This is a genomic window from Providencia sp. SP181 (assembly GCF_050446505.1).
In the GTDB taxonomy this organism is placed as follows: domain Bacteria; phylum Pseudomonadota; class Gammaproteobacteria; order Enterobacterales; family Enterobacteriaceae; genus Providencia; species Providencia vermicola.
Genome location: NZ_JBBPXM010000009.1, coordinates 108,262 through 132,381, shown reverse-complemented (window position 1 = coordinate 132,381; position 24,120 = coordinate 108,262). Strand labels below are relative to the sequence as shown.

The following is a 24,120-nucleotide window of genomic DNA, read 5'->3' as shown; positions in this document are numbered from 1 at the left end:
GGCATGAGTAAAAACCTGCGTTTAACACTTCAATCTATTTTTCTACTCTTTACCTACTCATTGCTGTGGATTGGGTTGTGGATCATTGGTTTTTATTTAAGTGAAAACAGCTTTCAGGCAACCTTATTTTTGCCGCAAGGGTTGCGCCTTGCTTTAATGATCATCCTGTGGCGGCGCTATTGGCCTACTTTGCTACTTAGCGAAGGTATTTTGAATTTTTGGTTATCTGGGGAGCAACTGCTTTTCCAACCGATTTTACTGCTATCTCCACTATTAAGCCTTGGTGTGGCTTTTGTTATTCAAGATATTTGGTGGCGCTATACTTTATATTGGCAACGTTTATTATTGTTGCTAGCTGGTGTCGCTGCAAACAGTGTGCTTCATGCATTGCTGTTTGGCTGGCTATCATCCTATTCCATTAGCCAACTCTTTTTAACGACATTCACTGGGGGGATATTACTCTCCCCATTTGTTTACCTTATCTATGAATACCTGCATGAGCAGCACTACCAAATGTTGCTTGACTATGGAACTCCCGACAAACAATTACGTACTTCTTTGATTGTTTGGTGTTTTTTATTTTGTGTAGTGGGATTAAGTGCCCAAGTCTTTTTCGCACCTGAAATCGAACGTTTGATTGTTTTACTGGTGTTTATTCCAAATGTGTTTATGGCTTACCGCTATGGTTGGCAAGGAGGGGTGCTTTCCGCATTATTAGGCAGTTTAATTATTACTTTTGCGCGGCAATTTCACGGTGCTTTTGCAGACTTAGAAGAACTGGAAATGTTTCTCAGCACTCAAGCCTTAATCGGTATTGGGCTGGGGATTGCCATTAGCCGCCAAAAACAGCTCGCCAATAACCTACAACGTTATCGACAACGCTTAGAACAAGAGCTAAAAGCACGACGTGATCTGATGCGCCAATTAGTTCATACTGAAGAAGATATCAAAAAAGCCATCGCCCGCGAATTGCATGATGAAATTGGGCAAAATATTACCGCCATTCAGATTCAATCCATGTTAGTCAAGAAAACAGCGCCAGACTCATTAAGCCACCAAGCGGCAAGCCAAATTAATGAGCTTGCTCAGCAAATTCACCAATCGACTCGGCAACTGTTGCGCCAATTGCGTCCGCCTGTATTGGATGAGATGTCCCTCGAGAATGCGCTCACCCATTTAATCGCAGAATTTTCCTTTCCTGAAAATAATATTCAATGCCATTTTCGCTATGCGCTACAAGAAACCCCCGTCAATGAAACCGTTCTATTTACGTTGTACCGCCTTGTTCAGGAATTACTTAACAATATCAGCAAACACGCAAAAGCCACACAAATCCACATTTCACTAGCGCAAATAGGTGACTCGATCCAGCTTGTTGTTGATGATAATGGCGTGGGTATTCCCTTTAGCAAACGCACGAGTGGCTTTGGTTTACGCGGTATTGAAGAACGCGTTAGAGCTTTAGGGGGAGATTGGACTCTCACCACACAAAACGGTACGCAAATAATTGTTAACTTGCCCACATTTTAAGATAAAACATCACAAAAATAGGAATTATTCCTAGTCCTCTAATACCTTCTCTCATCCCTTTTGTTAAAAACTTGATTACATTTTGCCAAACACGAGAAATACCATCATGACAGGTCAACATACATTGGATTTGGATAGCACTTATCGCTTTTGGCGCCGCCGACTGATGTTATTCATGATAGTGGGTTATGCCACCTTTTATCTGACGCGAAAAAGCTTCAATTTTGTCATGCCTGTCATGCAGAGCGAATTGCTGCTCGACAAAAGTGATATTGGCTGGATTGCCACGGCGTTTTACCTGACTTATGGCATTTCCAAGTTTTTATCGGGTATTTTCCACGATATCACAGGCTACCGCTGGTTTATGGGTGCAGGTCTTGTGATGACGGGGCTACTGAATATCATTTTTGCCTATTGTTTATCGTTCCCTGCCCTTTTGTTGGTATGGACGCTAAACGGATTTTTCCAAGGTTGGGGATGGCCACCTTGTGCACGAATTCTCACTCACTGGTACTCACGTAATGAACGTGGTTTCTGGTGGGGGTTGTGGAATATCTCCATCAATCTCGGCGGCATGCTGTTGCCTTTGCTCACTGCGCTGTTAGCAACGCAATATAGTTGGCAAATGGCATTGATAGTGCCAGGGTTGATTGGTGTGGGGGTTGGGCTTTGGTTATGTCGCCAGCTGCGAGGAACACCACAAGAAGAGCAACTACCCAGTGTTGGGCAATGGCGCCAAGATGTGCTGGAGCTACGCCAAGAGCGTTTATCCCCCCCGATGCCAATGTGGGTGATTTTAAAAGACGCGATTGTTTTCAACCGCATGATTTGGTTATTAGGCTTCTCCTATATTTTAGTTTATCTCATTCGCATGGCGATAAACGACTGGGGAAATCTCTGGTTAACAGAAACACACGGCACCAATTTACTCAGTGCCAACGCAACATTGTCGTTATTTGAATTAGGTGGGCTACTTGGCGCACTGTGCTCAGGATGGGGCTCTGATATTTTGTTTCGCGGGCAGCGGGCACCAATGATTTTGCTGTTTTCATTGGGGTTGTGTATCTCAGTCAGTGCTTTGTGGCTTACCCCTATTCATCATTACGCTTTACTCGCAGTGTGTTTTTTTGCTATCGGCTTTTTTGTTTTTGGACCACAAATGTTAATCGGTCTCGCTGCAACAGAATATTGTCATAAAAAAGCAGCGGGCGCGGTAACGGGTTACCTTGGGTTGTATGCCTATCTAGGGGCTGCAATTGCAGGGTGGCCGCTCTCTCAAGTCATCGCACATTACGGTTGGTCAGGGATGTTTACCTTACTAGCCAGTGCCGCTGCCTTGATGGGGCTACTGCTTATGCCGCTTTTGATTGCGAATGTCAGCAAACGAGAGCACATGGCAGGATCTGTTTCACCCTCTGATAATTAAAATCTGATAAAGGATTGAAAATGAAACTGAAAACTCTCTCTACTCTAATCGCAGCAGGCTTATCCCTCGCCGCAATTTCGACCACTGCAAGTGCGGCGGGTCGCCTTGTGGTTTACTGTAGTGCAACCAACGCGATGTGCGAAACAGAAACCCAAGCATTCGCTAAAAAATATGATGTGAAAACTACGTTTGTACGTAACGGCTCAGGCAGTACTTTAGCTAAAATCGAAGCTGAAAAACGTAACCCACAAGCAGACGTGTGGTATGGCGGTACATTAGACCCACATTCACAAGCAGGAGAAATGGATTTACTTGAGCCATACAAATCACCAAAACTCGATGAAATTATGCCTCAATTCCAAGACCCTGCAAAACGCAAAGGTAACTATTCCTCTGCGGTTTACATCGGAATTTTAGGCTTTGGAGTGAATAAAGATCGCTTAAAAGAAAAAGGCTTACCTATTCCAACTTGCTGGAAAGATTTAACCAAACCTGAGTATAAAGGTGAAATTCAAATCGCTGACCCACAAAGCTCAGGAACTGCGTATACCGCACTAGCAACATTTGACCAACTTTGGGGTAACGAGCAAGCCTTTGATTACCTGAAAAAATTAAACTCTAACATCTCTCAATACACCAAATCAGGTATTGCCCCAGCACGTAATGCCGCACGTGGTGAGTCTGCCATTGGTATCGGCTTCTTACATGATTATTCATTAGAAGTGGAAAATGGCGCACCATTAGAATTAATCGCACCATGTGAAGGTACGGGCTATGAAATTGGCGGGATCAGTATCCTGAAAAATGCCCGTAACATGGATAATGCTAAACTGTTCGTGGATTTCGTGTTGTCTAAAGAAGCCCAAGAGCTGAGTTGGAAAGAAGGTAAATCTTACCAAATCCTCACCAATACTACGGCGGAATCGTCCCCAATTTCGTTAAAACTGAACGACCTGAACCTGATTAATTACGATATGGACAAATACGGTGATGCCGATGTCCGTAAGAATTTAATCAACAAGTGGGTTACTGAAGTCAAAATGAGCAAATAACCACCCTGTGCGGCGTGAACGCGCCGCACTGAGCACTTACTTAACTAAAATAAAAATTAATTTAATTAAGCTCTAAATAGTTTGGGTTGTCACAAGGTGGCAAGCGACCTTATTCCGAGGAACATACACAAGCATGTGACTAGGATAACAAAGCAAAGCCAATACCGTGACAGCGCAAAATATAACTAGATAAAAATTCTAACTATTATCATTAAGCTCTAAATAGTTTGGGTTGTCACAAGGCGGTAAGTGACGTTATTCCTAGGAGCATACACAAGTATGTGACTAGGATAACAGAGCGCAGCCAACACTGTGACAGCGCAAAATATGACGAGCTTAGGGGGATCTATGTCTCAAACCCTAGCTCTGACACCACCTAAAAAGCGAGATAGCACCTTTTTTTGGCTGCTATTGGCATGGGTTGGTTTCGCCTTGTTACCGTCTTGGAGCCTTGATTATGGCTTACTTGACTCAACACAAGATGAAATCCTCGCCGCTTATGGTTGGAGCAGCATAAACATTAGTTGGCTTTGGTATCTCTTGCCATCTGTACTGTTTATTCGCCCGTTAACACCAGCGGATCGTTATCATAAAACACGCCATTACTTCGATATTGCTGTCGCGGCTATCACTGCCGTTGTGGTGATCATCACGGCTTACTTTGATGGTAAGGGCCTTGGTTATTCCGCCATTGTGCTGTTTATTGCCCTAGGTATGGTGATGACGCACGCGTTAACCCGCCTTGAGTGGCTGGGTGGCGACCAATTCGTCATTGGGTCGCTTATCACCGTTATCGCACTGATCACGTTGTTTATCGTCTTCCCAAGTGTAGCGATTTTTATCCCCATGTTTACCGATGGTAATGGGGATTTCGCGCCATTTGCCTTTGTGGCAATTTTAACGCAATCCCATATTGTTCAGGTTATCATTAACTCGGTATTTCTCTCTTTAGCAGTGGGAGCTGGCTGTACCTTCTTTGGGTTAATTTTAGCTATCTACACCACACGTATTGCGAAACGTTCTGCCATTATTGGTCGCGTATTTTCTATCCTACCTATCGTTACACCACCTTTTGTTGTGGGCCTTGGTGTCACCTTGATGATGGGTCGCTCAGGTTATATTACTGAATTTCTCGCGACTTACATGGGGTTAGAAAATACCAACTGGCTGTATGGCTTTACGGGAATTTGGCTCGCACAGGTTCTGGCCTTTACCCCAATGTCATTTATGATTTTGGATGGTGCGATTAAAACCATTCACCCATCATTGGAAGAAGCCTCTTATACCCTGCGCGCTAATCGTTACCAAACCTTCTTTAATGTGTTTATGCCATTATTGAAACCTGCATTAGCTAACGCATTTTTAATTGTTATTGTTCAGTCACTGGCCGACTTTAGTAACCCATTAGTGTTAGGCGGTAACTTCGATGTATTAGCGACGCAAATTTATTTCTATATCACAGGTTCTCAGTTAGATTACCAAGCAGCCAGTACCTTGGGCGCTTCCTTGTTAGTCTTCTCTCTGTTGGTATTCTGTGTGCAATATATGTGGATTGGTAAACGTTCGTACGTCACGGTTTCGGGTAAATCTTATCGTGGTGATGTCCAACCCTTACCATCATCTTTAATTGCCACTGTCACGACATTCTTAGCGATTTGGGTCGCCTTTAACGTTCTGTTATACGGTAGCATTTTCTACGGAAGCTTTACGGTGAACTGGGGTGTGGATTACACCTTAACGTTAGATAACTTTATTAAGTTATTCGGTCAAGGTATGAGTGATGGCGCATGGCCTTCATTGCTCGATACCCTTCTGTATGCAGGAATTGCCGCACCGATCACCGCAATTCTGGGTCTATTAATTGCCTATATCGTGGTACGCCAAGATTTCCGCGGTAAGAAAACCATCGAATTCACCACCATGTTATGTTTCGCCGTACCTGGTACAGTTGCGGGTGTGTCATACATCTTAGCCTTTAACGACACACCGTTCTATTTAACAGGTACAGCGGCCATCGTAATTATTTCGATGACTATGCGTAACGTTCCTGTGGGGATCCGTGCTGGCATCGCAGGATTAGGCCAAATTGATAAATCATTAGATGAAGCGTCGCTGAGCTTACGAGCAGGTTCTATGCGTACTATTTTCTTTATCTTACTGCCGCTCTTGCGCCCTGCGATTTTATCCGCGCTGATTTACAGTTTTGTACGAGCGATTACCACTGTTAGTGCAATTGTGTTCTTGGTTACTCCTGATACACGCGTAGCCACCGCTTACATTCTTAACCGTGTTGAGGATGGTGAGTATGGTGTTGCGATTGCTTATGGCTCCATTTTAATTGTGGTCATGCTCGCAATTATCTTCTTATTTGACTATTTGATTGGCGAAGCCCGTGTTTCACGTTCCAAAGCCAAAAATGCACAGTAATCATGGAGTAACTGACATGACACAACCGAATTCTTGTGAAACAACTAGTTTTGTTGAATTAAAAAATGTGACTAAACGCTTTGGTAGCAACACGGTTATCGATGATTTAAGTTTGTCCATTCCCCAAGGCAGCATGGTGACCTTATTAGGTCCATCGGGTTGCGGAAAAACTACCGTTTTACGTTTAGTGGCAGGGCTCGAAAAGCCGACCGAAGGCCGTATGTTTATTGATGGGGAAGATGTAACCGACCGTTCAATACAACAGCGCGATATTTGTATGGTGTTCCAGTCCTACGCTTTGTTCCCCCATATGTCTTTAGGGGATAACGTAGGCTATGGCTTGAAAATGTTAGGGTTACCGAAAGCTGAGATCAAAAAACGCGTTGATGAAGCATTAGAGCTGGTGGATTTAGCTGGCTTTGCCGACCGCTTTGTTGACCAAATTTCGGGAGGACAACAGCAGCGTGTCGCCTTAGCTCGAGCGTTGATCCTCAAGCCAAAAGTGCTGTTATTTGATGAGCCGTTAAGTAACTTGGATGCCAACTTACGCCGTAGCATGCGTGAGAAAATTCGCGAGCTACAGCAGCAATTTAACATCACCTCCTTGTACGTTACCCATGACCAAAGTGAAGCCTTTGCGGTGTCTGATATGGTGTTGGTGATGAACAAAGGGAAAATCATGCAGCTAGGTTCCCCTCAAGAGTTATACCGCCAGCCAGCGTCGAAATTTATGGCGAGCTTTATGGGGGATGCCAATATTTTCCCTGCAACATTGACCGCGGATTCTGTGGATATCTTTAATTATCGCTTGCCTCGTCCTGCGCAAATTACCTCAACACAAACACAAGTCACTGTGGGTGTTCGCCCTGAAGCCATTACCTTGAGTTTACAGGGTGAAGATAGCCAACGTTGTACGGTTACTCACGTTGCTTATATGGGGCCTCAATACGAAGTTACTGTTGATTGGCATGGCCAATCCATGTTGCTACAGATCAATGCAATACAGTTACAACCTACTGTTGGCGAAAATCTTTATTTGCAGATCCACCCATATGGCATGTTTATTCTTGAGTAATATCCCACTCTTTGAATAATACTAAATGTCATTAGGTAACAAGGGAAACTTAGCATTGTGAATAGCACATTTCCCCTTCGCCCAAAAGGGCGGAGGGGAAATGTGCACCCATAAGAAAATAATCACTAAAAGCATATTATCGGTGACTTAAATATCAATTTTTATTTTTTTCTGAAAGTACAATTAACATACTTAGCAAAATAAATAACATACCAATTATCATTGAAATTGTCATCGACTCATCTAAAAGATAAGATGAAATCATCACACTAATGATTGGTGAAATAAGGATTGAGTATGATGAAAGCTTTGCGCCACCATGCCCTATCATATAATACCAAAGAACATAAACAATCACGCCATTAGCTAGCCCCATATAGATAATTGGTATATATACACTGATAAAAAACTCAGAATGTATATTGCTCAATATGTTTAAATCAACATTTAAAAATGGAATTAATAAAATAAAAAAAACAAATGACACTACATTTTGATAAAATACTTTTGAAGTTAGGTTTATTTTCAAGGTGATTTTTTCAGATAAAATAGTTCCTAGTGCCCACATAAATGCACTTAATAAAATTATCACTTCACCAATACTTATACCAACTGGTGATATAAAGATAAAAATACCACTAATGCATAACAAAGATACAAATACTGACCTAGTTTCAATATGTTTATTCATTACACCCAATACAACTGTTGCCATTACTGGCATTGTATAAACAAGTACAGATGCCTTTACCGCTTCTGTATACTTTAACGCCAAACTATTTAATATAGGAACTAAAAAAACATTTAAAAAACCAAGTGGAATACTTTTTACAAAATCTCGCAAATTAAACCGACACCGACTAAAAAAGAAAAAAACAAAACACAAAAAAACAACTGAGATAATTAGTGAGTAGATTCTAAAAGCCCAAACACCTACTTGGTCAATCGCTAGTTTTGATATAGGAAATGCACTCCCCCATATAAATGATATTAAAACAGCACAAAGAAGTACTTTAATTTTTTTCATTATACCTCACAACTAATGCCATTCTTTTACTTGTTCTATTAGATGTCACTGCGGAAACGAAATGTGGGATTTTTCTTTTTTTTGTATCAAAAATTAAAATATTTAAATATGACGGGATAAAAGTATCTAAAATTGTCTTTTTATCCTTATCTAAAATCATCGTTAATCCTCCATAATTTGCTTCCCATTCCTTGGTTAGATTAATGACAATACCTATCCCATCATCGGAGTCGCAATGTGTAGTTAGAAAATCATCTTTATCAAACCTGCTTAAGTACATGTTTGATATAATATTTATTTTACTTCCCGTTAGGTTTTCTAAAAAACTTTTAAATTTAACATCATTAACAACTGAAATTAAATTAGCATAAATTATTTTTATCTCATTAAAACATATTCTTCTAAATGAAAATGAAAACTCGCCATTATCTCTATCTTCAAATGCACTTTTTTTTTCATCATTAATACTATTTATATCAGTATCAGAAAGATAAAAATCGCTCACCCCCTGTCTATTTCTTATAATAAAACTCCATTTATCTTCTTCAATACTACTGATTAAATTCAAGTCAATATTAAAGTCAGGAAAAAAATCTTTTATTGTAAAACTAGTATACCCATTACTCAAAAACTCTTTTTTATGCCTATTGATTCCCATTAAACAGTATCTCCTCTGCAAAACTAAAGTCCCTAAGCGATATTTTGATTTTTCGTCCCTCCAATGAGATAGTGTCATACTTAGTGATGGCTTTAACTACTTGATCAACCACTAACCCCGACATTGCAGCTAGTGACGGCGAGCTTTGCCAAGCATTAACTTTTCTTACCCCATTTAAAAACTGTTGCTTCATTCTCGCCTCTTGGAAATCTTTTACTGTCGAGTCATCACTATAAAATGTTTTTTTAATTTGATGTTTAACATCAAAGTATGTTTTCCCTATTTTATTATTTAAATAAATAGGACCTATAGATATTTCATGAGGATCACCACCTAGCTCAATGATAGGTATCGATTTATCAATAGCAACTTTATGTATTATATCCTCAACCGTATTTTTTTTGTAATAACCTAAACTTGCCCATGCGAGCAAAATCATATCAACACTATCAAGTAAATCATTAACTCTATTTTCATTTGGTGTTAAAAATTCAAAATATTTTTCTATTTTAGTATACTTATTATGCCTATATATTCCACTTTCCGCTGAATCAACTTTACTTTTTCCGATATCATCTTCTGTATATAGGACCTGTCTATTTAGATTTGATAATTCGACAACATCACCATCAACAATTCTTAATGTTCCAACACCAATTAATGCAAGTTGTAATGAGCACCATGTTCCCCACCCGCCCATGCCAAGCACAAGAACTCTACTTTTTTTTAAACGTTCCTGATACTTTATCGATGGTAAATTATCATTATCGATTAAAGAAAATTGTAGCAATTGACGATCGTACAGTTCAATTTCTCTAGAAGTAAGTAGTTCAGATGAAATAATATTATCTTCAACTAAACCACATGATATCATTTTCCTAATAAAATCTATTATTTCATTTTCTTCAACATTTAAGTTTCTATTTAACAGTTCCTTTATTATTCTCGGTAATGTATGTTCGCCATCTAATTTAGACAATACAACTTTCACCCATTCCGGAGGAGACTTGATTATTTTAGCCTTACCTGGAATTTCACCAATACAAATATCCCCATTATCAGACTCAATAACATGATGAGAGCGTTTTATAATTGGCTTTGTTATTAAACTATACATATTTACTTCCCCTTTTATAATGCCGCTTACCGCGGCATTGATTTAACATTTATTCGTCTAATTCAATCTCTTCATCCTCATTATACATCGCAATTTCTTCGCTAATTGAAGAGATGCGTTCAGTTAATTCATGCAATATTATTTCATATTTCCACCTTGAATTAATTTAATTTAATCTTAGTGTTATCTATATTGATAACACTAAGATTAAAAAGCATTAAATTAAGGCAGTCAATACCAACAAATTAATAAAAAACAACACCGCATAAATAATAAATATATTTAAAATACATATCATTTTAATATATGTGTTTTTTTAAATACAATAAAAAAAGCAGCACCTAAGTTTCCTTAAATGCTGCTTTTAATAACAAGGTTAATTATAAAAATGCTTTATATGGCAACTCAGGTTCATTTTTAAAGATATCGTTAAAACCACGAAAATGCTGATAATGCATACGGTCTTTATCCGTTGGGTAAGTATATTTGCCCCCCACTTGCCAGAAGAACGGTGCAAAGGTGTATTGCAAGCGCTCTTTTTTCATATTCCACAGCACTTCAATTTCCCGCGGGTCATTTTGGAAGTTTGCCCAAATATCATGGTGGAATGGAATAACCCGTTCACAATCTAATGATTCAGCTGCACGTAAAATATCCGATGAGGTCATTTTATCGGTCACACCACGCGGGTTTTCACCAAAAGAAAGCAGTGCGACATCAATATTGTAACGATTACCGTGTGCCGCATAATAGTTTGAATAGTGTGAATCACCTGAGTGATAAACCGAGCCGCCAGTGGTTTCAATTAAATAGTTGACCGCCCGTGAATCCATGCCATCCAAAATGTCCTTATCATAAGAAGAGACCCCTTGAGGTAGTGTCACTAGCGCCGTGCGGTCGAACGAATCTAATACGCGGATTTTCATGTCCCCCACTTCGAGTACATCACCGACTTTGGCGACAATACAGCGCTCAGCGGGCACTCCCCATTTTGTCCATAAATCCACGCACGCTTGTGGGCCAATAAACTTAACATGATCACCGCAGTTTTGCAGTACGGCCGCCGCCACGTTCACGTCGATATGATCAGCATGGTCATGGGACGCTAAAATGGCATCGACTTCTTTAATCGCAAATGGGTCAAGAGGGAAAATTGCTGTACGTAAGTTGGGTTGCAATGCTTCTACTCCGCCCATACGCATCATTTGATGCTGCTTGTTCATGAGTGGATTTTTTTGCGTTTTTTTCCCTGTTCCACACCAAAAATCGATGGAAATATTCGTATTACCTGCGCTTTTCAACCAAATACCTGTGCAACCTAACCACCACATTGAAAATGTATTCGGCTCAACAACCGTTTTTTCAATTTCTTCATTTAGCCAAGTTCCCCACTCAGGAAACGTGCTTAAAATCCAAGATTCACGTGTAATTTCATTGACTTTGCTCATAGTGATAATACCTTTTTCCAGAATTTTAGATGTCGGGAGCCCGATGCCTTAATGAGAGAATTAAGGCATGAAGGCAAATTGGTTTAAATTCAATAAATCAGGTAGTGGATGGGATTAAACGAGTATCACTCGCGTCCCTTGCGCTTGAATTCCTTTAATCACCTCAGGATTGGCATTTCTTCCCGTGATAAGAACATCAATTTTATTAGCTGGGCAAAATAACATTCCCGTTCGATGCCCCACTTTGGAACTGTCAACAACCACCACTAACTTGTCTATTTGATCTAGCATCTGTTGCTCTGCCACAGCGGTTAACATATCAGCTTTATATAAACCCGCTTCTGTTAGCCCCTTCCCTGACGTGAACATCCAGTTACCTGCGTAGCCCATCAGCGTATTGAGGGCTGGGTTTAAAAAGATGTTTTGTGCCTTATTATACTGCCCACCAATTAAAATGACGTCTTCATGGTCTTCATCAATCAAATAACTGGCCAGTGGAAAATAATTGGTCACAATCTGTACGTTTTTACCACAAAGCTGCTGCCCTAACATAAAGGCGGTTGAACCACAGTTAATCACTGCACTTTCCCCTGGTAGGCAAAGTTCAGCCGCTTTAATCGCGATTTCTGATTTTTCCTCGTAATGATCAGCACTATTAATATTGAGTGGTGTCCACTTACGCTTTTTCGTTTCAATTCGTTCTGCACCATTACGGACTTTCCGTAACTTACCCTGCTCGTCAAGCTTTGAAATATCACGACGCGCAGTAGCAGGAGACACATTAAACTGTTCGGTAATATGAGAAACGTTAATCACCCGCTGCGTTTCTAATAACGACAAGATTTCATTGTGTCTTTGCACTTCATTCATAACTATCGCCTTATTAAGAAATAATCACATCAATGACAACTTATGATTGAAAATGATTATTGGTGATTAGTTTTGATTCTATTTATCTCATCCAATATTGTCAACCTTTGCCTAAGCAAAAAATTGATATTTGATATAAATAAAATTATCATATTGATTTAAAACATTATTTTAAATTTTACGTGATCAAGTCGCCATTTATTTATTTTTTTACTGGTAAAAAAACAGACAAATGCAAACAATCATAAAAGAGCAATTCGTGATTACATTTGATCATAATTGATTTTTGCGCGACCGTTTATCCATTTTAAATGATTATATCGCAATAACACCAGATACGATCAATATGATTAATCTCTGACCCCTATAAATTACAAATACAATTTGATTAGAGGTAAAAATATGGATTTTTTATACGACGCTTTCTATATTTTTTACAGCCAAGTAATGACTAAAGCGCCTCTGTTACTCGGCTTAGTCACTTTTATTGGTTACTGGTTGCTAAAGCGCGATGGAACAACAATTCTCAAGGGAACAATCAAAACGATTGTTGGCTTTATGTTAGTGGGTGTCGGAGCCAGCACCTTGGTATCTAGCTTTAAACCTGTTATTGAAAAAATGTCTGAATATCATGGCCTCACAGGTTCAGTTATCGACCCATACACCTCAATGATGGCAACCATGGAAACCATGGGTGATAACTATTCGTGGGTCGGCTATACCGTGTTGTTAGCTCTCGCGATTAATATTCTTTTAGTGCTCTTTCGCCGCATCACGGGTATTCGTACCATCATGTTGACAGGCCATATCATGTTCCAGCAAGCTGGCTTGATTGCTGTTTTCTATTTTGTGCTAGGTTCAAGCATGTGGGAAACTATTTTGTACTCTGCAGTCTTGATGGCGCTGTACTGGGGGATCTCCTCCAATATTATGTTTAAGCCAACGCAAGAAGTGACTGGCGGTGCTGGTTTTTCTATCGGTCACCAGCAGCAGTTTGCCTCCTGGATAGCCACTAAGGTTGCCCCAAAACTTGGTGATAAAAAAGACAGTGTTGATAACTTAAAATTGCCAAAATGGCTGCATATTTTCCACGATAGCATCTCCGCGACGGCCATTGTAATGACGCTCTTTTTTGGCGTTATTTTGATTTCTTTTGGTCTGACTAACCTGCAAACCATGGCAGGCACCACGCATTGGACTATCTACATTATTGAAACAGGACTGAAATTTGCCGTTGCTATTCAAATCATCGTGACAGGTGTGCGAATGTTTGTTGCAGAACTGTCTGAAGCATTTAAAGGCATTTCCGAGCGCGTTATTCCTAATGCCGTGCTCGCCATCGACTGTGCCGCTATCTATGCGTTCTCGCCAAATGCGATGGTCTTCGGCTTTATGTGGGGTGCAATCGGCCAGTTTGCTGCTGTATTGGGTATGTTAGCCTTCAACTCACCCATTATGATCATCCCAGGATTTATTCCGATGTTCTTCTCCAATGCGACCATCGGTATTTTCGCTAACCACTTTGGCGGTTGGAAAGCCGTGATGAAAGTCTGTTTTGTGATGGGCGTCATCGAAATTTTAGGATCTGCATGGGCGATTGACTTAATCAACCGCCAAGGCACGGATTTTAGTGGCTGGATGGGTATGGCCGACTGGGCATTAGCGTTCCCAGTGATTATGCAAGGCTTGTCATTCTCAAAAATGTTCTTCTTTGTGATTGTCGCTCTTGCCCTTGTCTACATGTACTTTGCCGCGAAAAAACTGCGAGCAGAAGAGGATGCCGAAGGTGCCCTTGAAGCAGCCATTGAAACAATAGAAGAAGACGTTGAATCAGCCCCACTTGAACACAGTGGTGCTAAACCAGTGCGCATCTTAGCAGTATGTGGTAATGGGCAAGGTTCCTCTATGATGATGAAAATGAAAATTGGCCAATACCTTGAGAAAAAAGGTATCCCACACGTTATGGATTCCTGTGCGGTATCCGACTATAAATCGAAATTAACAGCAACAGACATTATCGTCTCGTCAAAACATTTAAGTTCAGAAATGGACCCAGGTGAAGGTAAGTTCGTCCTTGGCGTACAAAACATGCTCAATCCTAATTCATTCGGTGACGAGTTGCTAAATATCATTCACACCAATTTTATTCGTAATTAATCATGTTGATGCCTCGATAAACGTCCCCCCATAGCTATCGAGGCAATTATCACCCAAGAGGAAGTCATAATGGGATTCAAACAATCATTAATCGACAATAATTCTATTCAACTCCATGCCAATGCAGCCCATTGGCGCGATGCTGTTAAAATTGGCACAGATATGCTGGTTGCCTCTGGTGCAATCAAACCGACTTACCATGACGCCATCATCAGCAGTGTTGAAAAACTGGGCCCGTATATCTGCATCGCCCCGCATCTAGCCCTACCCCACGCGCGGCCTGAAGATGGCGTTATTCGCACTGCTTTTGCCTTAGTCACCTTAGAAAAACCCGTTATTTTTGATGGGGAAGATGAACCTGTCGACGTTTTAATTACACTTGCGGGTAGCTCTTCGGACGAACATATGGAAGGATTGATGGAGGTCACCCAAGTTCTTGACGATGAAGATAGTGAAACGGGTGTCGATCTTAACAAACTACGCCAATGCCACACAGCCGACGATGTATATCGCGTGATTGATGAGGCACTCGCGAAAAATGCTTAAAAGGATTCATTGATATGTATAAAGTGCTCGCATTAGATTTAGATGGGACGGTTCTGACAGCTCAACACACAATCCACCCAGAAGTGAGGTCTGCTATTCAACATGCGGCGAAACACTGCCATGTAATGATTGTCACGGGACGTCACCACACCGCTGCGCGCCCTTATTACGATGAACTGGGGTTAACCACGCCAGTTATTTGCTGTAATGGTACCTATATCTATGATTATCAAAACGAAAAGGTGCTCACACAAACATCAATTGCCAAAGACGATGCCTTAGCCTTTATTGAATTGGCACAAAAAAAACAATTTAAATTGGTGCTGTATACCACCAATGAAATGACCTATTCAAAATCACAACCGATTGACTACATGAAAGATATGGAACAGTGGGCAGCGGATCCAAGCCTTGCTCATCCCCCTAAAATCTACCGTATTGATTCATTTGAAGAACAGGTTCGTGATACCGATTACGTTTGGAAATTTGTTGTTGAAGGTGACCCTAATGCCATTGAACAATTAATGGATGTCTCGTGGGTGAATGACAAATTCACTGCCGAACGTTCATGGGTCAACCGCATTGATATCGCCTGTAAAGGCAACAACAAAGGCATGCGCTTAGCGCAATACGTTAACCAACTCGGCCTCGAGCCTGAGCAAGTGATTGCCGTCGGCGATAACCATAATGATATTTCCATGATCCAATACGCAGGGCTGGGTGTTGCGATGCCTCACGCTGATGACGCAGTCAAAGCGCAAGCCAATGCTATCTGTGCCACCGATAACAATCACGATGGGCTCGCCCGTTTGATACGAGAAAAAATTCAAGGATAAAACCATGACTAAACCGTTGATCCAAATCGCGTTAGACCAAACTAACTTACCTGCGGCACTGGAAGTTGCTGAAAATGTACACACTTTTGTTGATATCATTGAAGTAGGCACAATTTTAGCGTTTGCTGATGGTATGAATGCAGTGTCGACGTTACGCCAAAGATATCCAGATCACATTCTGGTTTGCGATATGAAAACCACTGACGGTGGCGCAATTCTTTCGAAAATGGCATTTGAGGCAGGTGCAGATTGGATCACGGTGTCAGCGGCGGCACATATTGCCACCATTGCGGCCTGTAAAAAAGTCGCTGACGAATTTAAGCGTGAAATTCAAATTGAAATTTACGGCAATTGGACATTTGACGATGCACAAAATTGGGTAGATTTAGGTATCACTCAAGCTATTTACCACCGTTCCCGTGATGCCGAGCTCGCTGGTATTGGCTGGACCGATGAAGATATCGAAAAGATGCGTAAGTTATCTAGTTTAGGGCTAGCACTATCAATAACTGGTGGCATCGTGCCTGAAGATATTCACCTATTTAATGGCATTAAAGCCAAAGCCTTTATTGCTGGCCGTGCCTTAGTGGGTGAAAAAGGCAAAAAAACCGCGGAAGCGTTGCGTGAGCAAATTAATCGTTTCTGGAAATAAACTATTTGATGTACCACCTATAGTTTGCCCTAAAATAATATTCATTTTTAGGGCAAATTATTTTTAGATTGTCACTAAATACATAAAATAAATATCTCTGTGACTCGCTTAATTATTAAATTGCCGTTCCTTTATCCATAAAAACTCTTACAAGGCTCGCTGGGTTCCATTCGGACTTTATATTATTAACACCATGACTATTATATTCGTCCTGTAAGCGCATTGTTGCCAATGCATTTCCCAAGTATTCAAGTTTTTGTTGAGTTGTATATTCCCGCATACCAGGCAATAAATTACGATGAATAATTATTGGGGCTTCCACTCCATCTGCCTGATTAATTGTTACTTTATAGCCTGACTCAGATTGATAAATATATTGTGTTATTTTGTTTTCATTATTTTCTTTTAAAATAACTGGAGTTTCATTAAAGCTAATTAGGTATATCTCATTCATTCCATTGCCATAATCAATGGTGCATTCTCCCCTAACACCACCATCTATAATAAAAACATTATCTCCTTTTTTATCGTGTATTTTCCCATTATGCCCACTGATAATAAATACGTCATCGCCGGCACCACCATGCAAACTCGCAGTTCCTCCTCTCGCATCAAATACATTATTACTCAATTTATTTTTAGACAATGAAATAGAACCCTTTTCAACGTCAACTTTAAAATATCGACCATGACCACTTTCGTCCATTAAAACAGAAGATTTACCATTTATGTTAAGCACAAGCTCACCAAATGACTTGCCCTGATTAATGATAATATTCTCCTTAGACATATCAATGAAATCATGTGAAGTATTTTTGAAAAATCCCTTAAATGCATACATTGGTTGCCAAGGCAATAATGGTTTTTCCTTTTTCCAATACTGCTGATGTTCTGCTAAATATCTGACCATATAGCTCATACTTTCTTTTACGTCATTAGGGATATGTTGAGGAAGGCTATCATAGTGGTGAATATTATTTTTACGTCCCTCATTCTCTGGGAAATATTTTATTTTCACCTCACGAAGCTGCGATTTTGACGTATAAACTTGATACTTTGAGTTTTCTTCTTCGACTATTGTATATGCTTTATTAAAGTGCATTAAATGTATATTATTAATACCATTGTCATCATCTATAATTGTCGTTCCCATACCAATTGAGCCATCAACAATGTATTCGTCATTCCCCCATCCCCCCTTTAAAAGGTCATTACCTAAATCTGAAAGTAGCAAATCCCCTTGGCTCCCACCGTCTATAACATCATCACCGTTTCCACCGTAAAGAACGTTTATACCTTTTAATACCTTAACGTTATCATTCCCATCCCCTGCATTAATAATGATCCCCCCACCACTGAAATCTTTAATTTTATCATCACCTGCTAATGTGTCGAAAATCCCCTCAGGGCAAGCTTGCCCCCTAAGAAGATAAATGTCATCAGACTGTTGGGTAAGCTCACTCACTGGATTACCCTCAATAACCTTATGCCCTTTAGGATCGAGTTTAATTTGATATATATTTCCATTTGCATCTTTTAGATACACAAGATTCAGCCGATTATGTTCATAATTAATAAATTTAATTCTTGATTTTTTATCATTAAATATATTTTTAAAATATATCGACTGACCATCCGCCGTCAAATCCTTGCCAAGTTCATCAGAAACCTTAATAATTATGCTTTCTTTCCCTGTATGATTTCCATGCACTTCTGAAAAATCAAATGTTACTTCAGAAATGATCAAGTTATCTCCTTTTAGTTGATAAATGTCATTTCCTTTCGTAACCATAATATAGCTATTTTTATTAATCATAGTGACTAAGTCATCTTGGCTACTACCTGTATATGTTAAATTTTTAATATCTCCATTTAAGTTGAAATCCCCCCACTTAGGAGCGTGATATCCATGGTTATTCACTATAATGTGTTTTTTCTCTTTATTAATAATAACGCGATCACTTTGATCCCTTGGAAGGTAATCCCTATTTTGTAAGTAGCTTACTTCGTAAAATTTCTCTATACTCTTCTTATAACTATTATTTGTTAAAATAGAATCTAATCTAAACCCATCCCGTGTATAGAGTTGATAATCATGATTTAATACTTTTCCCTCATCTAAGTCCTGATAAACATTTTTCAATTTGACGTTTAATTTTAAAGTTTCTGAGGGATTATGCGGTGATTTTGCGCTAATCGTTAGCGCTAGGTCATTACCCGCCAATTTAACGTCTGTTATCTCATCTAAAGAATAGCCTAAATGAATTTTACTTTTCCCTTTTGATGTTTCAACAATCCTTGCGCTCAGTTTAGTTATTGGTTTGCTTTTCGTATTTTCCCATTGGAAACGGCGTAAATAATAACTGTCATCCCCATTTCCCCCTCTTGCAACTCCTGCCCTAAAAATAAGATGATCATCTCCATCATATCCATTAATTTTAGTTTTTATTAAACCTGCATCTAAAATATTAGCCCTCTTATTTCCCTTTAATAAAACTTTAGATTTAGTCTGCCCATGGAGTATTACATTACTGACATCTTTCAACCTAACCTCATAGCACTCTGTATTGCTTAACTTTATATTCTTATTCATTAAGTTGATATATATTGGAATGGCAACATCCTCCATTAAAAAATTATTTTTATTGCCATTTATAGTTTTTGAAAAATCAACATAATTATCCCTAAATAAAAAACTCACTGTTTCATCTTGCTTTAAGTTTTTAGTATAAATATCACTTGAAAACATATCAAATAAACTCAAAATCTATTCCCCTGTAAAATTTCATTAATAAAATTGAGGTTTTAATACAGCCACCTCAATTCCCCAGTGGAATTTAACATGTTATTTTTTGTTTTTTAAAAAAGTTAATCTGATATATCACCTTCTTTATTGATAAAAAAAATACAAAAAAAATTAACTTTATAATAGTTATATTAATGTTCTATTTTTAAGCCATTCATTTAAAATAAACATAAATTAGGCAAGTACCATTACCATGGTTGAGAAAATACTTTAGATAACCATATTTATATTAAAGTTAATAGGTGTCCATAAAAAAACACTCCACCGTTATGTTTCAATTCCTAACGATAGAGTGCCGTTCTTACTGAAATACTGAGTTTTTTAGCCTAGCTGTTTACGCGCATTACGGAAAATACGCATCCATGGGCTGTCCTCGCCCCATGTTTCTGGGTGCCAAGAATTGCTCACTGTACGGAATACACGCTCAGGGTGCGGCATCATGATAGTCGCGCGACCATCTTTCGATGTCACTGACGTAATACCATGAATCGAACCGTTCGGGTTCGCAGGGTATTGCTCCGTCACTTGCCCATAGTTGTTCACAAAACGCATCGCCACTAAGCCGTTATCTTCTAATTGCTGTAAGTGCGCTGCCGCGCGAACTTCCACTTGCCCCTCACCATGAGATACCGCAATCGCCATACGAGAACCTACCATATCTTGCAGTAATAACGATGGGCTGTTGGCGATTTCCACTAAGCTAAAGCGGGCTTCAAAGCGCTCTGAACGGTTACGAACAAAACGAGGCCAGAACTCAGCTCCTGGGATCAACTCATGTAAGTTGGACATCATTTGACAACCATTACATACACCCAGAGATAAGGTGTCAGGACGATTAAAGAACGCAGCAAACTCATCACGCACTTGGTTATTAAACAAAATCGATTTTGCCCAACCTTCACCCGCGCCCAGTACATCACCGTAGGAGAATCCACCACACGCTACCAGAGTTTGGAATTGTTCAAGGGATAAATTCCCCGCTAACAAATCACTCATATGTACATCAACCGCATCAAAGCCTGCTCGGTCAAAAGCAGCGGCCATCTCAACATGGGAATTAACCCCTTGCTCACGCAGCACGGCAACTTTAGGACGCACCCCAGATAAGATAAACGGCGCAGCAATATCATCGTCAATATCGTAAGTTAAATGAGCATTTAAGCCTGGGTCTTGGTTATCTTGCTTTATTGCGTGTTCTTCGTCTGCACACACTTCGTTATCACGCAGGCGTTGCATCTGCCATGTAGTTTCTGCCCACCATTGGCGCAGCAAGCTGCGTGATTCACGGTAAACGACCGTATCACGGCTGTTAATAATCACGACATCGTCATGAATTGCAGAGCCTAAATAATGCACACAATTCGCTAAACCCGCCTCTGCAAAGCAGGCCTCAACATAAGCTCTATCTGCACCACTGATTTGGATCACAGCACCTAATTCTTCGTTGAACAATGCAGCTAAGGTGTCTTCATCAAATGAGCTGATGTCGACATTAATTCCACAATGGCCTGCAAATGCCATTTCTGCTAAGGTGACGAATAGACCACCGTCTGACCGGTCGTGGTAAGCCAGCAATTTTTGCTCTGATAACAATTTTTGAATGGTATTGAAGAAACCGAGTAAACGCTCAGGGCTATGTACATCTGGTGCTTTATTTCCTAGTTGACGATAAACCTGTGCAAGCGCTGAACCGCCTAACGCGTTTTGACCTTCACCCAAGTCAATCAATAACAGCGCGTTATCTTCTACTGTTTTTAATTCAGGCGTTACTGTTAAACGTACATCTTCAACGCGACCAAACGCCGTGATCACCAATGACAGTGGTGATGTCATTTCACGATCTTCACCATTTTGCTGCCAACGCGTTTTCATCGACATGGAGTCTTTGCCCACTGGGATAGTTAAGCCCAATGCAGGACAAAGTTCTTCACCGACAGCTTTTACTGCTTCATATAGCCCAGCATCTTCCCCTGGATGACCTGCTGCTGCCATCCAGTTTGCAGATAATTTCACACGTTTAAGGTCTTGCACATAAGAACAAGCAAGGTTAGTGAGTGCTTCCCCTACCGCCATACGAGCCGATGCCGCAAAATCCACTAATGCCACTGGCGTTCTTTCACCAATTGACATGGACTCACCGTAGTAACTGTCTAAGCTCGCCGTAGTGACCGCACAATCAGCTACTGGGATTTGCCAAGGCCCTACCATTTGATCACGAGCAACCATTCCCGTTACCGTACGGTCACCTATCGTGATCAAGAAGGTTTTTTCTGCAACCGCTGGTAAGTGTAAAATACGTTTGACGGCTTCATTTAAATTAATCGCTGTTCTGTCTAATGCATCAGGCTCTGCTTTGAGGGTTTTCACATCACGTAGCATTTTGGGTGTTTTACCCAGTAATACATCCAATGGCATATCAATCGGTTGATTATCAAAATGCGCATCATTTAAGGTTAAATGGCGTTCTTCTGTCGCTTCACCAATCACCGCAAATGGCGCACGTTCACGCTCACAAATCGCTGTAAACTCAGCCAGATTCTCAGGGGCCACTGCCATCACATAACGTTCTTGAGATTCGTTACACCACACCTCTAATGGGCTCATACCAGGTTCGTCGTTCAAAATCTTACGTAATTCAAAACGGCCACCACGACCGCCATCACTGACGAGTTCGGGCATCGCATTGGATAACCCCCCAGCACCCACATCGTGAATAAATAAAATTGGGTTATCATCACCAAGCTGCCAACATCTGTCGATCACTTCTTGGCAACGTCGCTCCATTTCGGCGTTATCCCGCTGAACTGACGCAAAATCTAAGTCTGCATCTGACTGGCCTGATGCCATCGATGACGCCGCACCACCACCTAAGCCGATATTCATTGATGGGCCACCGAGTACGATCAATTTCGCCCCCACGGTGATCTCACCTTTTTGTACGTGATCTGCACGAATATTACCAATACCACCCGCTAACATAATTGGCTTGTGGTAGCCACGCAATTCTTCACCATTGTGGCTGTTCACTTTCTCTTCATATGTGCGGAAGTAACCTAATAATGCAGGACGACCAAATTCATTATTGAACGCAGCCCCTCCAAGCGGGCCTTCCATCATGATATCCAGTGCGTTCACAATGCGTTCTGGCTTACCAAAATCCTCTTCCCAAGGCTGTTCAAACCCAGGGATACGTAAATTAGACACTGAAAAGCCCACTAAGCCCGCTTTGGGCTTTGCCCCGCGTCCTGTCGCACCTTCATCACGAATTTCCCCACCAGAACCCGTTGCTGCACCAGGCCATGGTGAAATAGCCGTTGGGTGGTTATGGGTTTCCACTTTCATTAAAATGTGGGTATCTTCTTGGTGATAACGATATGTGCGACCTTCTGGCTCTGGGAAGAAACGCCCAACGACAGAGCCTTCCATTACCGCAGCATTGTCTTTATAAGCAGATAGCACGTGATCAGGTGTTTTTTCGAACGTGTTTTTGATCATCTTAAACAGCGATTTAGGCTGTTCTTGGCCATCAATGACCCAATCCGCATTAAAAATCTTATGGCGGCAATGTTCTGAGTTCGCTTGTGCAAACATATACAACTCAACGTCTGTTGGGTTACGTTTTAACCCCGTGAAGGCCGCTTGCAGATAATCAATTTCGTCATCCGCCAACGCTAACCCCATTTCTGTATTTGCTGTTGCCAGTGCTTGGCGTCCACCTTTGATAATATCGATGGTTTTCATCGGTGCAGGTTGTTGGTGTGCAAACAAGGCACCTGCTTGTTCAAAAGAAGAAAAAATTGTTTCCATCATACGGTCATGTAACAGTGCAATCACTTCATGCCACTGTGCTTGCGTTAATGCATTTCCCTGAACGTAGTAGGCAATACCGCGTTCAATGCGTTTAACTTGGGTAAGACCACAGTTGTGAGCAATATCCGTTGCTTTAGATGACCAAGGAGAAATTGTACCTGGGCGTGGAGTAACTAAAATCAATTTACCAAATGGGTCGTGCTCAGTTAGGGAAGGACCATATTTTAACAAACTGCTCAGTTTGCCTTGCTCACTATCACTTAACGGCGCTGATAAATCAGCAAAGTGCATATATTCAGCATAGATATCTGTTACAGGTAGTTGTTTTTCTGCAAACAACGCCAAAAGGCGGGTAATACGAAATGCTGATAGAGCAGGTGAACCACGCAAAATTTCCATAGTCTTAATTTCTCTCTTTTAAACGCCAGCCCTGAACATGAAAGCAGGGAAACTGGAGCCCATTATAGAGCAATGTTCATCAATACGAAACCGTTTGCGTGATTAAAAATAAAGCGATTAGTTAAATATTATTATGTGCTAAATACGATAATATAGGTTGCACCGATCATAATTGTTGAGCAAAATACCCAACCACTGGAATTATAACCATTACTTAGCCATACTCTTTTTTAGACACCACACAACACCAGTGACTGCACGAGAAATTATTATTTGAATAACTT

Annotated in this window: 17 protein-coding genes; 9 read left to right on the top strand and 8 right to left on the bottom strand. The window is 40.5% G+C overall.

Annotation, left to right across the window (positions count from 1 at the left end):
- Positions 1-3: 3 nt before the first annotated feature.
- The 5 genes from AABS66_RS15910 to fbpC all read left to right on the top strand — a co-directional run bounded on the left by AABS66_RS15910 (position 4) and on the right by fbpC (position 7,510).
- Complete coding sequence (locus AABS66_RS15910; protein ID WP_206082488.1) at positions 4-1,530, top strand: MASE1 domain-containing sensor histidine kinase; 1,527 nt, start codon at positions 4-6, stop codon at positions 1,528-1,530.
- 106 nt (positions 1,531-1,636) lie between these two features.
- A complete protein-coding gene (gene uhpC, locus AABS66_RS15905) occupies positions 1,637-2,956 on the top strand; it encodes an MFS transporter family glucose-6-phosphate receptor UhpC (RefSeq protein ID WP_206082489.1) in 1,320 nt (439 codons plus the stop codon).
- A 20-nt stretch (positions 2,957-2,976) separates the two neighbouring features.
- Positions 2,977-4,008, top strand: a complete 1,032-nt coding sequence (locus AABS66_RS15900; RefSeq protein WP_272539189.1) for an ABC transporter substrate-binding protein — start codon at positions 2,977-2,979, stop codon at positions 4,006-4,008.
- A 348-nt stretch (positions 4,009-4,356) separates the two neighbouring features.
- Positions 4,357-6,435, top strand: a complete 2,079-nt coding sequence (locus tag AABS66_RS15895) for an ABC transporter permease (protein ID WP_206082491.1) — start codon at positions 4,357-4,359, stop codon at positions 6,433-6,435.
- Positions 6,425-7,510, top strand: a complete 1,086-nt coding sequence (fbpC, locus tag AABS66_RS15890; RefSeq protein ID WP_206082492.1) for a ferric ABC transporter ATP-binding protein — start codon at positions 6,425-6,427, stop codon at positions 7,508-7,510. Before AABS66_RS15895 ends, fbpC begins: the two co-directional genes overlap by 11 nt.
- Before the next feature lie 154 nt (positions 7,511-7,664).
- On the opposite strand, the gene AABS66_RS15885 is transcribed toward fbpC, so the two are convergent.
- From AABS66_RS15885 to ulaR, 6 genes are all read right to left on the bottom strand, one after another.
- Positions 7,665-8,537 (bottom strand): DMT family transporter, encoded by an 873-nt coding sequence (locus AABS66_RS15885; RefSeq protein ID WP_349415815.1) that lies wholly within the window; start codon positions 8,535-8,537, stop codon positions 7,665-7,667.
- Entirely contained in the window at positions 8,524-9,195 is a 672-nt protein-coding gene (locus AABS66_RS15880) for a 2OG-Fe(II) oxygenase family protein (RefSeq protein ID WP_430225161.1), read from the bottom strand. The genes AABS66_RS15885 and AABS66_RS15880 overlap by 14 nt, the downstream gene beginning before the upstream one ends.
- On the bottom strand, positions 9,182-10,312 hold the full coding sequence (locus AABS66_RS15875) for a HesA/MoeB/ThiF family protein (RefSeq protein ID WP_430225160.1): 1,131 nt from the start codon (positions 10,310-10,312) through the stop codon (positions 9,182-9,184). The genes AABS66_RS15880 and AABS66_RS15875 overlap by 14 nt, the downstream gene beginning before the upstream one ends.
- 49 nt (positions 10,313-10,361) lie before the next feature.
- Positions 10,362-10,478 (bottom strand): pantocin A family RiPP, encoded by a 117-nt coding sequence (locus AABS66_RS15870; RefSeq protein ID WP_430225169.1) that lies wholly within the window; start codon positions 10,476-10,478, stop codon positions 10,362-10,364.
- Between the two features lie 214 nt (positions 10,479-10,692).
- The gene (gene ulaG / locus AABS66_RS15865; RefSeq protein WP_206082495.1) at positions 10,693-11,760 is read right to left on the bottom strand and encodes an L-ascorbate 6-phosphate lactonase; all 1,068 of its coding nucleotides are present in this window, start codon (positions 11,758-11,760) and stop codon (positions 10,693-10,695) included.
- 114 nt (positions 11,761-11,874) lie between these two features.
- Positions 11,875-12,630: an HTH-type transcriptional regulator UlaR gene (gene ulaR, locus AABS66_RS15860; protein ID WP_206082496.1), complete on the bottom strand. Its 756-nt coding sequence runs from the start codon at positions 12,628-12,630 to the stop codon at positions 11,875-11,877.
- A gap of 402 nt (positions 12,631-13,032) precedes the next feature.
- On the opposite strand from ulaR, the gene AABS66_RS15855 reads away from it, so the two are divergent.
- The 4 genes from AABS66_RS15855 to AABS66_RS15840 all read left to right on the top strand — a co-directional run bounded on the left by AABS66_RS15855 (position 13,033) and on the right by AABS66_RS15840 (position 16,821).
- Positions 13,033-14,787 carry a PTS ascorbate-specific subunit IIBC gene (locus AABS66_RS15855; RefSeq protein ID WP_206082497.1) on the top strand — a complete coding sequence of 585 codons (1,755 nt, stop codon included), beginning with the start codon at positions 13,033-13,035 and terminating at the stop codon, positions 14,785-14,787.
- A gap of 69 nt (positions 14,788-14,856) precedes the next feature.
- Positions 14,857-15,333 (top strand): PTS sugar transporter subunit IIA, encoded by a 477-nt coding sequence (locus tag AABS66_RS15850; RefSeq protein ID WP_206082498.1) that lies wholly within the window; start codon positions 14,857-14,859, stop codon positions 15,331-15,333.
- A gap of 14 nt (positions 15,334-15,347) precedes the next feature.
- Positions 15,348-16,169 carry a Cof-type HAD-IIB family hydrolase gene (locus AABS66_RS15845; RefSeq protein WP_272539185.1) on the top strand — a complete coding sequence of 274 codons (822 nt, stop codon included), beginning with the start codon at positions 15,348-15,350 and terminating at the stop codon, positions 16,167-16,169.
- Between the two features lie 4 nt (positions 16,170-16,173).
- On the top strand, positions 16,174-16,821 hold the full coding sequence (locus tag AABS66_RS15840; RefSeq protein ID WP_206082500.1) for a 3-keto-L-gulonate-6-phosphate decarboxylase UlaD: 648 nt from the start codon (positions 16,174-16,176) through the stop codon (positions 16,819-16,821).
- Positions 16,822-16,936: 115 nt separating this feature from the next.
- Here AABS66_RS15840 and AABS66_RS15835 read toward each other — a convergent pair whose 3' ends face one another.
- Together AABS66_RS15835 and purL are read right to left on the bottom strand one after the other, a co-directional pair.
- Positions 16,937-19,585, bottom strand: coding sequence for a calcium-binding protein (locus AABS66_RS15835; RefSeq protein ID WP_430225159.1), 2,649 nt, complete (start codon positions 19,583-19,585; stop codon positions 16,937-16,939).
- 363 nt (positions 19,586-19,948) lie between these two features.
- Entirely contained in the window at positions 19,949-23,836 is a 3,888-nt protein-coding gene (gene purL, locus AABS66_RS15830) for a phosphoribosylformylglycinamidine synthase (RefSeq protein WP_430225158.1), read from the bottom strand.
- Positions 23,837-24,120: the final 284 nt, after the last annotated feature.

What these genes read in the sequence shown, in the direction of transcription:
- AABS66_RS15910 (WP_206082488.1), top strand. Translation starts at nt 4, where the DNA reads ATGAGTAAAAACCTGCGTTTAACACTTCAATCTATTTTTCTACTCTTT.
- uhpC (WP_206082489.1), top strand. Translation starts at nt 1,637, where the DNA reads ATGACAGGTCAACATACATTGGATTTGGATAGCACTTATCGCTTTTGG.
- AABS66_RS15900 (WP_272539189.1), top strand. Translation starts at nt 2,977, where the DNA reads ATGAAACTGAAAACTCTCTCTACTCTAATCGCAGCAGGCTTATCCCTC.
- AABS66_RS15895 (WP_206082491.1), top strand. Translation starts at nt 4,357, where the DNA reads ATGTCTCAAACCCTAGCTCTGACACCACCTAAAAAGCGAGATAGCACC.
- fbpC (WP_206082492.1), top strand. Translation starts at nt 6,425, where the DNA reads ATGCACAGTAATCATGGAGTAACTGACATGACACAACCGAATTCTTGT.
- AABS66_RS15885 (WP_349415815.1), bottom strand. Translation starts at nt 8,537, where the DNA reads ATGAAAAAAATTAAAGTACTTCTTTGTGCTGTTTTAATATCATTTATA.
- AABS66_RS15880 (WP_430225161.1), bottom strand. Translation starts at nt 9,195, where the DNA reads ATGGGAATCAATAGGCATAAAAAAGAGTTTTTGAGTAATGGGTATACT.
- AABS66_RS15875 (WP_430225160.1), bottom strand. Translation starts at nt 10,312, where the DNA reads ATGTATAGTTTAATAACAAAGCCAATTATAAAACGCTCTCATCATGTT.
- ulaG (WP_206082495.1), bottom strand. Translation starts at nt 11,760, where the DNA reads ATGAGCAAAGTCAATGAAATTACACGTGAATCTTGGATTTTAAGCACG.
- ulaR (WP_206082496.1), bottom strand. Translation starts at nt 12,630, where the DNA reads ATGAATGAAGTGCAAAGACACAATGAAATCTTGTCGTTATTAGAAACG.
- AABS66_RS15855 (WP_206082497.1), top strand. Translation starts at nt 13,033, where the DNA reads ATGGATTTTTTATACGACGCTTTCTATATTTTTTACAGCCAAGTAATG.
- AABS66_RS15850 (WP_206082498.1), top strand. Translation starts at nt 14,857, where the DNA reads ATGGGATTCAAACAATCATTAATCGACAATAATTCTATTCAACTCCAT.
- AABS66_RS15845 (WP_272539185.1), top strand. Translation starts at nt 15,348, where the DNA reads ATGTATAAAGTGCTCGCATTAGATTTAGATGGGACGGTTCTGACAGCT.
- AABS66_RS15840 (WP_206082500.1), top strand. Translation starts at nt 16,174, where the DNA reads ATGACTAAACCGTTGATCCAAATCGCGTTAGACCAAACTAACTTACCT.
- purL (WP_430225158.1), bottom strand. Translation starts at nt 23,836, where the DNA reads ATGGAAATTTTGCGTGGTTCACCTGCTCTATCAGCATTTCGTATTACC.